Raw genomic sequence first — 14,277 nt, 5'->3', positions numbered from 1 at the left:
ACCTGCGACAATGGAGTTCCCGCGCCGATCCCGAACCGAGGAGCTTCCGTGCAGTACATCTCCACCCGAGGCGGCATGCAGCCGCTGCCGTACTGCGAGACGCTGCTCGAAGGACTCGCCCCCGACGGCGGTCTCGCGGTGCCCGAGACGATGCCGACGGTCGACGGCGAGACCCTCGAGCGCTGGCGCGCACTGACCTATCCGCAGCTCGCGACCGAGGTGCTGGGTCTCTTCGCCACCGACATCCCCCGCGCCGACCTCGCGCGCATGACGGCGGCGGCCTACGAGCCGTTCCCCGAGGCGGTCGTGCCGCTGCGGGCGATCGACGATGACCTCACCCTGGTGGGGCTCTCGGAGGGGCCGACGCTGGCGTTCAAGGACATGGCGATGCAGTTCCTCGGCCAGGTCGTCGAGTACGCGCTCGAACGCAAGGGCTCGGTGCTGAACATCCTCGGCGCGACCTCGGGAGACACCGGATCTGCGGCCGAGCACGCCCTGCGCGGCAAGGATCGCATCTCGGTCTTCATGCTGTCGCCGAAGGGACGCATGAGCGCGTTCCAGCGTGCGCAGATGTTCTCGCTCGACGATGAGAACATCCACAACATCGTCGTCGACGGCGTGTTCGACGACTGCCAGAACCTCGTCAAGAAGCTGGCGGGCGACCTCGATTTCAAGCGCGCGCAGAACCTGGGCGCAGTCAACTCCATCAACCTCGCGCGCATCACCGCGCAGGTCGTCTACTACTTCTGGGCCTGGCTGAGGGCGACGGACGTCGGCGGATGGACCGAGGTCTCGTTCACGGTGCCGTCGGGCAACTTCGGCAACATCCTCTCCGGGTTCTTCGCGAAGCAGATGGGGCTGCCGATCCGTCGCCTCGTCCTCGCCGCGAACGAGAACAACGTGCTCGACGAGTTCTTCCGCACCGGGGTCTACCGTCCCCGCAGCGCCGCGCAGACCCTGGCGACCTCGAGCCCCTCGATGGACATCTCGAAGGCGTCGAACCTCGAGCGCTTCATCTTCGAGCTGGTGGGGCGAGACGCCTCGCGCGTGGTCAGCGCCTGGAAGGACCTCGACGACAAGGGGCACTTCGACTTCACCGCGGACCTCTCGCGGTTCATCGAGGAGTTCGGCATCGTGAGCGGCACCTCGACGCACGCCGACCGGCTCGCCACGATCGAAGCGGTCTACGACGCCTCGGGCGACATCATCGATCCGCACACCGCCGACGGCGTCAAGGTCGCGCGGGAGTACGTGGAGCCCGGAGTGCCGATGCTGGTGCTCGAGACCGCGAAGCCGCAGAAGTTCGCCGAGACGATCCGTGAGGCGATCGGTGTCGAGCTCGAGTACCCGTCGGAGCTGCGCGCGATGCTCGATGCCCCGCAGCGCACCAGCGAGATGGCCGACGACGAGCACGAGCTGCGCGCGTTCATCGAGGCGAACGCGCTGCGCTGACCGGTGCTCAGGCCGGGAGGGCCTTCACCGCCGCGGTGAGGACCTGAGGCACGGTCGGCACGCCCTCGGCGCGGAACACCTCGGCGCCGGACGCATCGCGGATGATGACGGTCGGTGTGAAGCGGATGTCGAGGGCTTCGGCCGCATCCGGTTCCCGGGCGACGTCTATCTCGGTCACCGTCGCGTCCGGCAGGAATCGCACCGCATCCGCGAGGACCGCGCGCGTGCGGGAGCAGGCTCCGCAGAACGCGGATGTGACCAGCGTCAGTTCCATCGGGCTCCTTCTCGATCCTCCCGATGCAACCGATCGGCTCGGTGTGGTGTTCCCGGGTGCGGTGTTCCCGGGGGCGGTGTCCCCGCCTGCGCAGAGCCCGGGTCAGGGGGCTGCGGGGGCCGCTCGGGGATGCAGTACTCCCGAGGCCGCGCCGAGCGCCGCACCCACCAGGGTGTCGATGATCCGCTCCCCGGCGACCTGCATCGATCCGATCTCGCCGGTCGCCGCGCCGGTGAGCAGCAGCACCAGCGGAGTGATGAACACGAGCGCCAGGGCGTAGTTGCGCACCACCACGAGCTCGATCGTGAACTGGAGCGCGCCCAGCAGCAGCGCCAGCCAGAGACCTGACGGATGCAGCAGCGCGAGCAGTGCGTACACGCCTGCTCCGACCACGGTGCCGAGCATCCGGTGGAGTCCTCGCTGCAGGGCGGCGCGACGCGCGGCGGCGACCCCGACCACGGCGACCGCGGAACCGACGATCCAATAGGTCCGTGTCGGATCGACGAGCAGGCCCAGCAGCACGCCGAGGACCGCGACGATCGCCACGCGCAGCACGAGCATGCGTGTGTCGGCCGTGAACGCGGGGCCGGGTAAGAGCCGTCGCAGCGGGGTCGGGGCTACCGCCCGTGCGCGGGGGAGGAGCAGCGGCGCCATCGCGACCGCGTAGGAGAACGTGCAGCCTGCCGCGAGTGCCGCGATGTAGCCGGTCGGCGGGATCGGCGAACTGGCGATCACGTGGGCGGAGAGACCGAACACCAGCACGAAGAACAGGGGGCCGGGCGGGCCGAGGCGGAACCCGAACGAGAGAGCCGCGCCGACGATCGCGACGACGACCACGCCGATGCTCACCAGCCACGGGCTCGCGGAGGCCAGGACGCCGAGAAGGGCGCTGACTATGAGGCCGGCGGCCACGAACGGCAGGATCCGCGCCCGATCCCGCACCGGCGCGGCGCCCGCGAAGAGCACGGTGAAGGCCCCGGACGCCGCGATGTAGCCGAGCGACGGCGCGCCGAGCACGGTCATGACGGCGATCGGGACGGCGATGCCGAGAGCGGCCTGCGTCGCCAGGTGCCAGCGCGGACCGCGCGTGGGGGCCAGAGCGAACAGACTCATCCCTCCATTGTCTCGCGCCTCGCTCGCCGCCCGTGACACGGAGGGCCGGCGATACGATGGCCGACGTGACCGCACCCCGCCCCGGAATCGCCGAGCGCCTCGCGCAGATGATCCAGCTGCCGACCGTCTCGGCAGAACTCGAGCAGCGGGGAACCGGTCCGTTCGAGGACTTCGTGGCACTGATCGCCGAGCTCTACCCGCTCGTGCACGAGCGGCTCACCATCGAGAGGCACACCGAGTTCGGACTGCTCTTCCACTGGGCGGGCAGTGGCGCCGCGCCCGGTGGCCCCGTGGTGCTCATGGCCCACTACGACGTCGTGCCGGTCGACGAGAGCGACGAGTGGACGCACCCGCCGTTCGCCGGTGTGATCGCCGACGGTCTCGTGCACGGGCGGGGCGCACTCGACGACAAGGGGCCGCTGCTCGTGGTGCTCGAAGCGGTCGAGAACCTCCTCGCCGAGGGCGTCGTGCCCGCTCGCGACGTCTATCTCTCGTTCGGCGGCAATGAGGAGACGTACGGAGATGCCGCCAGGGAGATCGCCCGCTCGTTCCGCGAGCGCGGCATCGTGCCCTGGCTCGTGGTCGACGAGGGTGGCGCCGTCGTCGACGCTCCGCTGCCGTTCGTCCCTGGGCGAGCCGCCATGATCGGGGTCGGGGAGAAGGGCCTGATGACCCTCACGCTCTCGGCACGCGGCGACGGCGGGCATGCGTCGGCGCCTCCGACGCGCACGGCCGTCCGCCGGATCGCCCGCGCTCTCGAGCGTCTGGGGCCGTCGACGTTCCGTCCCCGTCCGTCGAGGGCCGTCGGTCGGATGCTGTCGCAGCTCGGGGCGCAGACCCCGGGGCAGGCAGGTCATCTGCTGAGACTGCTGGGATCCGCGCCGTGGCTCACCGGTCGCCTGTTCGCCGCTCTCGGCGGCGAGTCCTCGGCTCTCGTGCGCACGACGGTGGCACCGACCATGCAGTCCGGCGGCACGGCCGCGAACGTCCTCCCGTCGCAGGCATCGGCGACTCTCAACCTGCGGATCGCGCTCGGGGAGACGCCCCAGCAGGCCGTGCTGCGGGTCCGCAGGCGCATCCGCGATCCGCTCGTCACCGTGACGGTCGAGGAGGCGAGTGCTCCGTCGCCCGAGTCCGCGACCGACAACGCCCAGTTCGCGCTGCTGGCCGATGCGCTCGCGGTGTCGCATCCGGGGGTCGCAGCGGTGCCGTACGTGATGATGGCGGCGACGGATTCGCGGCATTTCCATCGCTTCGCGCCCGCCGTCTACCGCTTCGCACCGTTGGAGATGTCGAACGCGCAGCGCGCGTCGATCCACGGGGTCGATGAATACGTCGAGATCGCAGCCCTCGAGCGGGGGGAGCGGTTCCACCGCGCCCTCATCCTCGGGCTAGGGTGATCTCACCCCGCCGGGTGCTCGAGCGCCCGGTCATCCCTTTCATCGAGGAGCCGCGATGACGCGCAGCCGCACTCTGGGCACTCTGGCCACGGTCGTCGGGTTCCTGGCGTTCGTCGAATTCACCAGCGGCGTCCTGCAGGGTTATTACACGCCCATGCTCACCGACATCGCTCGTCATCTCGGCATCCACGACGCCGACGTCAACTGGCTCGAAGGCACGCAGCTCATGCTGTCGGCGCTCGTCGTGCCCGCGTTCGCGAAGCTCGGCGACATGGTCGGCCACAAGCGGATGCTGCTGATATCCACCGCGCTGACCGCCGCGGCAGCCCTGGTGCTGCCCTTCACCGACTCCTTTCCCGTGTTCCTCATCGGCTGGACGCTGATGGGCTTCTACGTCGTGTGGCTGCCGCTCGAGATCGCGCTGATCTGGTCGCGCTCGCGGCGCATGGAGGGACGGTCGTCGATCACGGCGAAGGCGGCAGGACTCCTCGTCGCGGCGCTCGAGGGCGGTGCCATCATCGGAGCGCTGGTCGGCGGGGCTCTCATCGACGTGCTGCCGCTGACGGTCGTGCTCCTCATCCCGGCCGTGCTCATCGTCGTCTGCTTCTTCGTGATCCTGTTCGGGGTGAAGGAATCGCCCGACCCGACAGGCGGCGTCTTCGACACCGTCGGCGTCGTGCTCATCTCGATGGCGCTGATCTGCTTCACCGGTGGCCTCAGCCTGCTGCGCCTCGAGGGTGGACTCGCGAACCCGTGGTCGTGGGCGGTGGTGCTCCTCGGCATCCTGCTCGTGATCCCCTTCGTGCTCTGGGAGCTGCGCTGCGAGGATCCGCTCATCGACGTGCGCATGTTCCGCTCGCCCGCGCTCGGCCCGGTGTTCCTCACCGCCGGACTGTTCGGCGTGAGCGTGCTCGGAGCCCAGGCGCCGCTGTCGACCTTCGCCCGCACCGACCCCGGCGAGTACGGCTATGGGTTGGGCACGACCGGGTTCGCGACCTCCCTGATCATCGGGCTGTATCTGATCGCGATGATCGTCGGCGCCCTGCTGTTCCCGGTGATCGCGCGGGTGCTCACCCCGCGGGTGACTCTCATGGGTGCGTCGCTGCTCGTGGGCATCGGCTTCCTCCTCTTCCTGCCGTTCCATGACTCGTATCTGCAGGTCGTCACGAACATGGCCGTCGTCGGACTCGGATCGGGTGCGCTCGTGGCGGCTCTTCCCGCGGCGGCCGCCTCGGCCGCGCCCGCCACCCAGACCGGCGTCGCGACGGGACTCACGAACTCGGTCAAGACCGTGGGCGGGGCGATCGCGTCGTGCGTCTTCGGCATCGCGCTGCTGAACGGCGTGAGCGGAGCGGTCGAGGGCACAGCCGGATCCTTCGCCGGCTACATCACGGTCTGGGTGGTCTGCGGTGTCACCGCACTCGTGGCGGCCGCGATCCTCGTGTTCGTCCCGAAGGAGGCGTTCACCGACCGGGCGGACGCCGAGGCGGTCGCCGCCCCGATCGTCTGACGTCAGTCGCGGTCGAGGCCGAAGGTGCGCTTCACGACGGCCTGCATGTCACGATCGAGCCCGTCGATGCGCGAGTTCACCGCGTCGAAGCGGGCGTTCATCTCGTTGCGGAGCCCGCCGATCTGGGCGTTCATCTCCCCGCGGAGCCCACCGACCTCCCCGCGGAGTCCGCCGATCTCGGCCCGGACGACGCGGATGAAGAGCGTCGAGACGACCGTCAGCATCCCGAACATGAGAGCGGTGAAGCACCCGATCATCGTCCAGATCTGAGCGTCGTTCATGAGGTGCACCGTGTCATCCTCGCATCGTTCCAGACTGCGCCTCGGGATCCACGTCGCTGTATACCGTCATCCCATCTTGCGGGGAGAACTGTCGCGACAGCACAGCTGTGCAGGAGGAGCCGACGACGATCGTCCACCGGCTCCTCCTCTGTTCAGTCGCCCTTGACGTTGACGAGCTGGTGCAGCGTGTGCCGGATCGACACCAGACCCGCGGCATCCGCCATGACCTGATCGATCGGCTTGTATGCCTGCGGGATCTCGTCGATGAAGGCGCTGGTGTCGCGGAACTCGATGCCGGTCATCGCCTCGCGCAGCTGCTCGTGCGAGAACGTGCGGCGCGCCGCGGACCGCGAGTACTCCCGCCCGGCGCCGTGCGGCGAGGAGTTCAGCGACTGGGGGTCGCCGAGTCCTTCGACCACGTACGACGCGGTTCCCATCGACCCGGGGATCAGCCCGGGGCGCCCGGCATCCGCCTGGATCGCACCCTTCCTCGACACCCAGACCTGCGCGCCGTAGTGCTTCTCCGACTCGGTGAAGTTGTGGTGGCAGTTGATGCGCTCCTGCTCATCGACCGGCGTGCCGAGGAACTCGGACACCTGCCGCGCGACGCGGTCCATCATCTCGTCCCGGTTGAGCAGCGCGAAGTGCTGCGCCCACCGCAGCTCGCTGATGTACCGGGTGAATTCTGGTGTGCCCTCGACCAGGTATGCCAGATCGCGGTCGGGAAGGTCGATCCACCACTGCTTCGCGAGTCTCTGCGCGACGACGATGTGGTGTCCCGCGATCCTGTTGCCGACGCCGCGGGACCCCGAGTGCAGGAACAGCCAGACCCGGTCGAGTTCATCGACCGACACCTCGATGAAGTGGTTGCCGGAGCCGAGCGTTCCCAGCTGCAGGCGCCAGTTCTCGGCGTACGTCTCTGGGTCGAATCCGCTCTTCTCCGCGAGCGCCTCGAGTTCGGCGATGCGCGGAGCGGCGGTCGCGACCACCGTGTTGTTGTAGCGGCCGGCGGACAGCGGGATGGCGCGTTCGATCTGCTCGCGCAGCTCCGCGAGCGCACGCCCCTGCAGGTCGCTCCTCGTGAACTGGGTGCGGACGGCGATCATGCCGCAGCCGATGTCGACGCCGACGGCGGCGGGAATGATCGCGCCGAGCGTCGGGATTACCGAGCCGACCGTCGCTCCTTTGCCGAGGTGGGCATCGGGCATCAGTGCCAGGTGCGGGTGGATGAACGGCATGCGGGCGGTGGTGAGCGCCTGATCGAGTGTCTTCTCATCGATCATCGACGCCCACGAGAGCAGCCGTGTGGAGAGCCTCTCCATGATTCCTTTCCTTGTGTGATGGTCAGCCACAGGTCGGGAAATCTGGTGAGAGACAGAAGTGCCCCGGACCTGACGGTGCGGGGCAGAGGGCAGCGGATGCTGTCACACGGCGCGCGCCGGAGGGTACGACTCATAGCGGTCATTGCGCTTCGGCTGAAGCGGCAAGACCGCGGTGAAGGGGAAGTTCCGCGAAGCGGGCATCCGTCGTCTCCTCGGCATGAATGTTGTGCGCGATCGGCACAGCTTTGCCACACTAGGGTGCGACACGCCCGGGCGTCAAGTTCGGGTGTGAGGCGGGTTGTGCATGAACTCGACGCGGATGCCGCTGGCGTCCTCGACGAACGAGGCGTAGTAGCTCTCGCTGAAACGCTCGAAGATCCGGGGCTCGCGCACCACGGTCCACCCCGCGGCGACGGCGACGGCGTGCAGGCGTTCGACCTCGTCGCGGGAGTCGACCGCGAACGCGAGATGCTGCCATCCGGCGCGTCCGTGCACGTGCGGGCCGGTGTTCTCGCCGCGTGAGGCGAAGATGATGATCTCGGTCTCGTCGCCGTGGTGCCAGGAGATACCGCCCTCGGCTTCGCTCCCGAACTCGTACCCGAGCGCCGTCAGCACGGGGTGGAACTGCGCCCGCCCCTGCTCCAGGTCGTCGACGGTGATGCCCAGGTGATCGACAAGTGCCATGCCGCCAGTCTTGCAGGAGGTTTCGGCGTCGCGCCAGGGGCGCGCAACCGGGCGCACCCGAGGGCGGTCAGAGCTCGATGCCGTGATCCTCGTCGTTGACCCCGGCGTTGCGTCCGCGGCGGGACTCGTAGCCGATGAACCAGCCGAGCCAGACGATCGCCGCGAGCAGGATGCCGAGCCAGACGTTCTGGAAGATCAGACCGATCACGATCCCGAGGATCAGGAGTCCTGCGGTGACGGAGAAGCGGAGAGCAGTGCGGGACATGGCCTCAGCCTAGAGGTGATCGAGCCGCGAGCGGATCGGTCGCGGCGCGGTCAGCGAGAGCGGTGGTCTTCGGGCGAGAGTCGCGGGCCACGGCGCGGCTCGCTGACGCCGCTCGCGAAGATCAGCCGGATCACCCGTTGCCGGTGACCGGACCACGGCGCGAGGAGCTCGAGCATCCCGTCGTCGTCGGTCCGGTGCCCGGTGAGTGCGTACCCGACCTCATGCGCCAGGTGGTAGTCGCCGACGCTCACCGCATCGGGGTCGCCGAGCGCTCGGAGGCGGGTCTCGGCGGAGGTCCACACCCCGACGCCGGGCAGGCTGGTGAGAATGCGGTCACGGTCGGCGCCGTCCTGCGCGGCCCGCAGGGCGCGGGAGATGCTCTCGGCCCGTTCGGCGACCCGGACGATCGTCTTCGACTGCGGCGGCTGCACGCCCACCCGATGCCACTCCCACGAGGGGATGCGCCGCCACTGCTCCGCCGTCGGAGCGGCGAACATCGGTCGCGGGGTCGGGCCCGGTGCACGCTCGCCGTACTTCGTGACGATCAGACGCCAGGCGCGGAACGCCTCGAGCCCGGTGACCTTCTGCTCGAGGATGGCGCACGCGAGAGCGTCGAAGACGACGTCGGTGCGAGACAGACGGATGCCGGGGGAGCGGCGGGCGACCTCGGCGATGAACGGATGATGCGACGGATCGAAGCCCGACGGATCATCGTCGGCCCCGCACAGCCGCGGCACCGCATCGAGGGCGTGATCCGCGCCGCGGCCCCATGCGCTCGCCCTGATCTCGCCGCCCTGTGCTCGGAGCGCGACGGTCGCGGGGCCGGACGGGGTGCGCACCGCGCGCCAGATGACGGGGCCGTCGTGCACCATCGTCGGGTCGCCAGGGCCGCGTCGCAGCATCCCCACCGTCGCGCGCAGATCGAGCGGTGAGGAAGGTCGGTAGACGCTCTCTCGCGGATGCTCCCGAGAGGCTGCGTCGGCAGCTCCGGCATCCGCGGTCAGGGTCATGCCGCCCACCATACGTGGCGGTCCTGACACTCGGATCAGAAGCGGTCGGGCGAGGGCGTTCCGTGGCCGTAGCGGATGACGACGTCGGCGTGACGGTCGAAGCGGTAGCCGATGCCGCGCACGGTGCGGACGATGTCCTCGTAGCGGCCGAGCTTGGCGCGCAGTCGCCGCACGTGCACGTCGATCGTGCGCTCGCCCGGGGTCTCGTCGTCCTGCGCCTGCCACAGGGCGGAGACGAGCTCGCTGCGCTCGATCGTGCGTCCCTCTCGGAGCACGAGGTACTGCAGCAGCTCGAACTCCTTGTAGGTGAACGCGGCGGACTCGCCGTCGATCAGCACGCGCTTGCGGGAGATGTCGACCACGACACCGCCCTCCTCGTCGGTGATGTCCTCTTCGGCCGCCGCCTTCGTGCGTGCGATCGCGCCGGGCTCGTGCAGCGCCAGACGGACGACATCGAGGTCGCGGCCCCCCGATCCGTGCGGGGCGAGGGCGACGGTGGCGTGCGTCTCGGCCCCCGGTGCCAGTTCGGCGAGGGTGCGGCGCAGGGCATCGACGAGGAGCGGAAGGCTGACGCCTGCTTCGGCCGCCTTGATCTCGTCGAGACCGACGTAGAGGGCGAAGCCGCGGGGCGATCGGACGGCGGGAAGATCCGCGTCGAGCGGCGCGGCGACAGGAGCCTGCGGGGCGGGGCGTGCGGAGGTGGCGACGGGACGCTCGAGAAGTGCGATGTTCGACATGATGATGAAGTCCTCAGGACGTGAGCCGGAGAGAGGCTCTGATGCGTTGCATGAATGACCGGGCGAGCCGGGAAGCGAGCAAGGGTGGGTGCTCGGAGACCAGTCCTCGCAGATCGCGAGGAGTCAGGTCAGACGGAGTGGCTGTTCGTTCAGCGACACATTCGGCAACACATGCCAACGCGACCGGGCATCATCATCCCGGCAGTCCTGTTCGCCTCCTGGGCGGACGAAGGGCTTGCGTTGGTAGTCATGGGGGGATTATGACCGAAGAAGTCCGCGCGTGTCAAAACGGCCGTCGGTGCGGGCGGCGGGCTTAACGTGGGAGTGTGACCTCCTCCAGCCTCGCAGCCGGCTTCATCCTCACTGACGAGAAAGACGCCTCGCGATACTCGTTGACGCGAGACGGCCAGCTCGTCAGCGTCCTCGACTATCGCGACGACGGACACACGATCGCGCTGACACGGGCCTTCACGATCCCGACTTTCCGCGGACACGGCTACGCAGCGGTCGTCGTCGAGGGTGCGGTCGCCGACATCGAGCAGCGCGGGGACCGCAAGGTCGATGCCGTGTGCTGGTACGTCTCGGACTGGTTCGAGGCGCACCCCGAGCACGCCTCGCTCCTGCGGGTGCGCTGAGGCGTTCGTGCGACGCTCGCCGTGTGACGCTGTGTTACACGACGGCGCCCTGACAGGATGATGGCATGAAACTCGCCGAGGCCCTCGCCGCCCGTGCCGATCTGCAGCGTCGTATCGAGCAGCTGCGGACCCGCATCACCGCGAACGCCAGGTATCAGGAAGGCGAGGAGCCGGCGGAAGATGCGGCGGCCCTCCTCGCCGAGGCCGATGCCGCCCTCGTGCAGCTGCGGGATCTGATCCGCCGGATCAACGCGACCAACGCGGCGCTCGACCTCGGTGCGGACGGGACGATGACGGATGCGCTCGCCGCGCGCGACGTGCTCCGACTGCGGCACTCGCTGCTGGCCGACGCCGCCGCTGCAGCATCCGGGGCGAACGACCAGTTCCTCCGACAGATGCGCTCGGAGCTGCGGCAGATCTCCGCGCTCCCCGTCGCCGAGCTGCGCTCGCGCGCGGACGCCGTCGCGCAGGAGCTGCGAGAACTCGACAATCGGATCCAGCAGGCGAACTGGCTGCATGAGCTGAAGGAGTAACGAGCGGAAGTCGGTAGTCACGAGGAGGCGGGCACACCCCCAGCCGGAGGGGCAATTCCGGCACATGTCGGGCGGAGGGCAGCCCTGATTCGCATCGCGCAGCCCCGCACCCCGCACATGTGACCGCGCATCGCGCATGTCGCATCACCACGTGCCGATCATCGTGACGAGGGTGGGTCAGGGGACCTTCCGCTCGCAGTCGCCGAGTCTCACCTCGGGTATCATGGATCTTCTGCTCAGCCCCGTCGGCTGAGGTGGTCAGGCGCTCGAAGCGTGCTGGTCCGAGGCTCGAAACCTCCGGCATCGTCCCCGACACCGGAGGTTCTTCCATGTCATCGTCCTTGCGCGCCCGCCCCCAGACCAGATGGTGGGCGCTCGCCGTCATCTCCCTCACCCAGCTGATCGTCGTGCTCGACGGCACCATCGTCAGCATCGCCCTCCCGCGCGCCCAGGCCGCTCTCGGCCTCAGCGACGGTCAGCGGCAGTGGGTCGTCACCGCCTACGCCCTCGCGTTCGGCGCGCTGCTGCTGCTCGGCGGTCGCATCGCCGACTACCTCGGCCGCAAGCGCACGTTCATGATCGGCATGGTCGGGTTCGGCGCGGCATCCCTCTTCGGCGGGCTCGCGCAGCAGGGATGGGAGCTCATCCTCGCGCGTGGTCTGCAGGGCGTCTTCGCGGCGCTCCTGGCCCCGGCGGCGCTCGCTCTGCTGACCGTCACCTTCCCGTCCGGTCGGGAGCGCAACACCGCGTTCGCGGTCTTCGGAACGGTCGCGGGAACCGGTGCAGCCATCGGACTGCTGCTCGGCGGATTCCTCACCGAGTTCACCGACTGGCGCTGGTGCCTGCTGGTCAACCTCTTCTTCGTCGCGGTCGGTCTCGTCGGCGGTGCGCTCTTCCTCACCGAGAGCCGCGCCGAGGGAGACAACCGCTACGACGTCTGGGGCGCGATCACCGTGACCCTGGGCCTCGGAGCCCTCGTCTACGGATTCAGCCTCGCGGAGAACGGCTGGGGTGATCCTCTGACGATCGCGTTCCTCGCTCTCGGCGTCGTGCTGCTCGGCGTGTTCGTGTGGGTCGAGAGTCGGGTCGCGCAGCCGCTGCTTCCCCTGCGCGTGGTGGCGGACCGAGTGCGCGGCGGTGCGTTCCTGATCCAGGGGGTCGCCGGAGCGATCATGATCGGCTCGACGCTCTACCTGACCTTCCACCTCCAGTTCGTGCTCGGCATGGGCGCGCTGCCCGCAGGGGCCGCGACGCTTCCGCTGCCGATCGCCACGATGATCATCGCCCCCATCGCCACGAAGCTCCTCGCCGTGATCGGCCCGCGTCCGATGCTGATCGTGGGACCGCTGATCGCGGCGGCCGGTCTGTTCCTGCTCTCGGGAATCACCCCGGACGGCGCCTACCTCGTGCAGATCGCCCCGGCGCTCGTGCTCCTCGGCATCGGCATGGGGTTCGTGTTCATCCCGCTGCAGAACGTCGCGCTGACGGGAGTCGCGCCGCACGATGCGGGCGTGGCATCGGCCGTCACCAACTCCGCGATGCAGATCGGCGGGTCGATCGGCCTGTCGGTGTTCACCGCGGTGTACGCGGCATCCGTCGGCGGGCACGCGCAGGCGGACCTGTCCGCCCGGCAGCTGACCGACGCGTACGGCTGGATCTTCATCGTCGCGTCGATCTTCATGGTCGCCGCCGCGGTGATCGCCGCCCTGATGATCCGCACCACGAAGGACGTGCCGACACCGGTGCGTCCGGGAACGTCCGTCGGCGCCCGCTGACGCGCTCGTGGCGCCCGTTCCCGACCGGATCCGAAGAGATCGACGGTCAGGAACGGGCGCTGCGGCACGCCTCGGACCGAATGTCGGTGGCACTTCGTAGCGTGTGAGTATGCGAATCCTGCACACCTCCGACTGGCACATCGGCCGCACCTTTCATGGCAACTCGACCATGGACGCGCTGGCCGAGGTGCTCGAGGCGCTCACCGAGCAGGTGCGGGAGAACGCGGTCGACGTGGTGATCGTGGCTGGCGACGTCTTCGACTCCGCGACCCCGGCGGGCGCCGCGTACACACTGCTCGGTGACACTCTGGTCGCGCTGCACGAGACGGGCGCACGGGTGATCGTCACGAGCGGCAACCACGACTCCGCCGCTCGCCTCGGATTCCAGGCACGCCTGCTGCGCGACGGAATCCACGTGCTGACCGATCCCCGCGCCATCGGCACCCCGGTGACGCTGACGGATGCGGACGGTCCGGTGCAGTTCTACGGCATCCCGTACCTCGAACCCGCGATCGTCCGTCAGCACTGGAACGGGGTCGAGCTGCGCACGCAGGCGCAGACCCTCGCCCACGCGATGGATCTGGTCCGCGCGGGCATGGCCGAGCACCCCGGTCGGTCGGTCGCGATCGCCCACTGCTTCTCCGCCGGCGTCGACGCCACGATCGGCCTCGAGCGCGAGGTGAGGCAGGGCGGTCTCGACGTCGTGCCGCTCTCGGTGTTCGACGGCCCCGACTATGTGGCGCTCGGCCACATCCACGGACGCCAGCAGATCAGCGAGCGCGTGCGCTATTCGGGTGCGCCCCTGCATTACAGCTTCGGCGAGCAGAGCAAGCCGCGCGGGTCGTGGGTGGTCGATCTCGACGCGGCAGGTCTGGCTTCGGTCACGTGGCTCGATCTGCCGGTGCCCCGCCGACTCGTGACGCTCACCGGCGCGCTCGACGAGATCCTCTCCGCCGAGAACGTGGCAGCGCACGCCGACGACTGGGTGTGCGCCGTCTACACCGACTCCCTCGCCCAGACCGAGCCCATGCGGCGTCTGCGCGAGCGCTACCCGCACTGCGCCATGGTGATGCACCAGCCTGCCGAGACCGAGCGGGTGATCGAGCGGTCGTACGCCGACCGTCTGCGCGGTGCGGTCACCGACCCCGAGCGCATCGAGGCCTTCCTCGAGCACGTCCGCTCCGGACACGGCCCGACCGAGCGCGAGGGSGAGCTGATCCGAGAGGTGCTCGACGACCGCGTCCGTGCCGACGCGCTGATCTGATCCGGCGATGAACTCCCACCAA

The 14,277-nt window shown here is 69.2% G+C and carries 15 protein-coding genes; 7 read left to right on the top strand and 8 right to left on the bottom strand.

The window, feature by feature from the left end:
- Positions 1-48: 48 nt before the first annotated feature.
- Positions 49-1,452 (top strand): threonine synthase, encoded by a 1,404-nt coding sequence (gene thrC, locus ASD43_RS01420; RefSeq protein ID WP_056412599.1) that lies wholly within the window; start codon positions 49-51, stop codon positions 1,450-1,452.
- A 7-nt stretch (positions 1,453-1,459) separates the two neighbouring features.
- Here thrC and ASD43_RS01415 read toward each other — a convergent pair whose 3' ends face one another.
- Positions 1,460-1,726: a glutaredoxin family protein gene (locus tag ASD43_RS01415; RefSeq protein ID WP_056412595.1), complete on the bottom strand. Its 267-nt coding sequence runs from the start codon at positions 1,724-1,726 to the stop codon at positions 1,460-1,462.
- 102 nt (positions 1,727-1,828) lie between these two features.
- Positions 1,829-2,839, bottom strand: a complete 1,011-nt coding sequence (locus ASD43_RS01410) for an FUSC family protein (protein WP_056412592.1) — start codon at positions 2,837-2,839, stop codon at positions 1,829-1,831.
- Between the two features lie 56 nt (positions 2,840-2,895).
- Between ASD43_RS01410 and ASD43_RS01405 the strand changes: the two genes are divergently transcribed.
- Together ASD43_RS01405 and ASD43_RS01400 are read left to right on the top strand one after the other, a co-directional pair.
- Positions 2,896-4,239 carry a M20/M25/M40 family metallo-hydrolase gene (locus ASD43_RS01405; RefSeq protein ID WP_056412589.1) on the top strand — a complete coding sequence of 448 codons (1,344 nt, stop codon included), beginning with the start codon at positions 2,896-2,898 and terminating at the stop codon, positions 4,237-4,239.
- Positions 4,240-4,294: 55 nt separating this feature from the next.
- A complete protein-coding gene (locus ASD43_RS01400; protein WP_056412586.1) occupies positions 4,295-5,749 on the top strand; it encodes an MFS transporter in 1,455 nt (484 codons plus the stop codon).
- Between the two features lie 2 nt (positions 5,750-5,751).
- On the opposite strand, the gene ASD43_RS01395 is transcribed toward ASD43_RS01400, so the two are convergent.
- From ASD43_RS01395 to ASD43_RS01370, 6 genes are all read right to left on the bottom strand, one after another.
- The gene (locus ASD43_RS01395) at positions 5,752-6,030 is read right to left on the bottom strand and encodes a hypothetical protein (protein WP_056418843.1); all 279 of its coding nucleotides are present in this window, start codon (positions 6,028-6,030) and stop codon (positions 5,752-5,754) included.
- A 152-nt stretch (positions 6,031-6,182) separates the two neighbouring features.
- On the bottom strand, positions 6,183-7,352 hold the full coding sequence (locus tag ASD43_RS01390) for an RtcB family protein (protein ID WP_056412582.1): 1,170 nt from the start codon (positions 7,350-7,352) through the stop codon (positions 6,183-6,185).
- A gap of 276 nt (positions 7,353-7,628) precedes the next feature.
- Positions 7,629-8,036 (bottom strand): VOC family protein, encoded by a 408-nt coding sequence (locus ASD43_RS01385; RefSeq protein ID WP_056412579.1) that lies wholly within the window; start codon positions 8,034-8,036, stop codon positions 7,629-7,631.
- 67 nt (positions 8,037-8,103) lie between these two features.
- A complete protein-coding gene (locus tag ASD43_RS01380; protein WP_056412576.1) occupies positions 8,104-8,301 on the bottom strand; it encodes a hypothetical protein in 198 nt (65 codons plus the stop codon).
- 50 nt (positions 8,302-8,351) lie between these two features.
- Positions 8,352-9,311, bottom strand: coding sequence for a DNA-3-methyladenine glycosylase family protein (locus tag ASD43_RS01375; RefSeq protein WP_056418839.1), 960 nt, complete (start codon positions 9,309-9,311; stop codon positions 8,352-8,354).
- A gap of 35 nt (positions 9,312-9,346) precedes the next feature.
- Entirely contained in the window at positions 9,347-10,048 is a 702-nt protein-coding gene (locus ASD43_RS01370; RefSeq protein WP_056412574.1) for a winged helix-turn-helix domain-containing protein, read from the bottom strand.
- A 326-nt stretch (positions 10,049-10,374) separates the two neighbouring features.
- Between ASD43_RS01370 and ASD43_RS01365 the strand changes: the two genes are divergently transcribed.
- The 4 genes from ASD43_RS01365 (at position 10,375) to ASD43_RS01350 (ending at position 14,255) form a co-directional block, all read left to right on the top strand.
- Positions 10,375-10,683: a GNAT family N-acetyltransferase gene (locus ASD43_RS01365; RefSeq protein WP_056412570.1), complete on the top strand. Its 309-nt coding sequence runs from the start codon at positions 10,375-10,377 to the stop codon at positions 10,681-10,683.
- A 65-nt stretch (positions 10,684-10,748) separates the two neighbouring features.
- Positions 10,749-11,216 (top strand): DIP1984 family protein, encoded by a 468-nt coding sequence (locus ASD43_RS01360; protein WP_056412567.1) that lies wholly within the window; start codon positions 10,749-10,751, stop codon positions 11,214-11,216.
- Positions 11,217-11,545: 329 nt separating this feature from the next.
- On the top strand, positions 11,546-12,991 hold the full coding sequence (locus ASD43_RS01355; protein ID WP_056418835.1) for an MFS transporter: 1,446 nt from the start codon (positions 11,546-11,548) through the stop codon (positions 12,989-12,991).
- A gap of 109 nt (positions 12,992-13,100) precedes the next feature.
- Positions 13,101-14,255: an exonuclease SbcCD subunit D gene (locus ASD43_RS01350; RefSeq protein WP_056412565.1), complete on the top strand. Its 1,155-nt coding sequence runs from the start codon at positions 13,101-13,103 to the stop codon at positions 14,253-14,255.
- Positions 14,256-14,277 lie beyond the last annotated feature (22 nt).

The organism is Microbacterium sp. Root553 (assembly GCF_001426995.1).
In the GTDB taxonomy this organism is placed as follows: Bacteria; Actinomycetota; Actinomycetes; order Actinomycetales; family Microbacteriaceae; genus Microbacterium.
The sequence above is the reverse complement of the archived record's forward strand: the minus strand, read 5'-3'. Positions and strand labels throughout refer to the sequence as shown.

Excerpts from the sequence above, each read along its gene's own strand:
- ASD43_RS01415 (WP_056412595.1), bottom strand. The coding sequence starts at position 1,726 with ATGGAACTGACGCTGGTCACATCCGCGTTCTGCGGAGCCTGCTCCCGC.
- ASD43_RS01410 (WP_056412592.1), bottom strand. The coding sequence starts at position 2,839 with ATGAGTCTGTTCGCTCTGGCCCCCACGCGCGGTCCGCGCTGGCACCTG.
- ASD43_RS01405 (WP_056412589.1), top strand. The coding sequence starts at position 2,896 with ATGGCCGACGTGACCGCACCCCGCCCCGGAATCGCCGAGCGCCTCGCG.
- ASD43_RS01400 (WP_056412586.1), top strand. The coding sequence starts at position 4,295 with ATGACGCGCAGCCGCACTCTGGGCACTCTGGCCACGGTCGTCGGGTTC.
- ASD43_RS01395 (WP_056418843.1), bottom strand. The coding sequence starts at position 6,030 with ATGAACGACGCTCAGATCTGGACGATGATCGGGTGCTTCACCGCTCTC.
- ASD43_RS01390 (WP_056412582.1), bottom strand. The coding sequence starts at position 7,352 with ATGGAGAGGCTCTCCACACGGCTGCTCTCGTGGGCGTCGATGATCGAT.
- ASD43_RS01385 (WP_056412579.1), bottom strand. The coding sequence starts at position 8,036 with ATGGCACTTGTCGATCACCTGGGCATCACCGTCGACGACCTGGAGCAG.
- ASD43_RS01380 (WP_056412576.1), bottom strand. The coding sequence starts at position 8,301 with ATGTCCCGCACTGCTCTCCGCTTCTCCGTCACCGCAGGACTCCTGATC.
- ASD43_RS01375 (WP_056418839.1), bottom strand. The coding sequence starts at position 9,311 with ATGACCCTGACCGCGGATGCCGGAGCTGCCGACGCAGCCTCTCGGGAG.
- ASD43_RS01370 (WP_056412574.1), bottom strand. The coding sequence starts at position 10,048 with ATGTCGAACATCGCACTTCTCGAGCGTCCCGTCGCCACCTCCGCACGC.
- ASD43_RS01360 (WP_056412567.1), top strand. The coding sequence starts at position 10,749 with ATGAAACTCGCCGAGGCCCTCGCCGCCCGTGCCGATCTGCAGCGTCGT.
- ASD43_RS01355 (WP_056418835.1), top strand. The coding sequence starts at position 11,546 with ATGTCATCGTCCTTGCGCGCCCGCCCCCAGACCAGATGGTGGGCGCTC.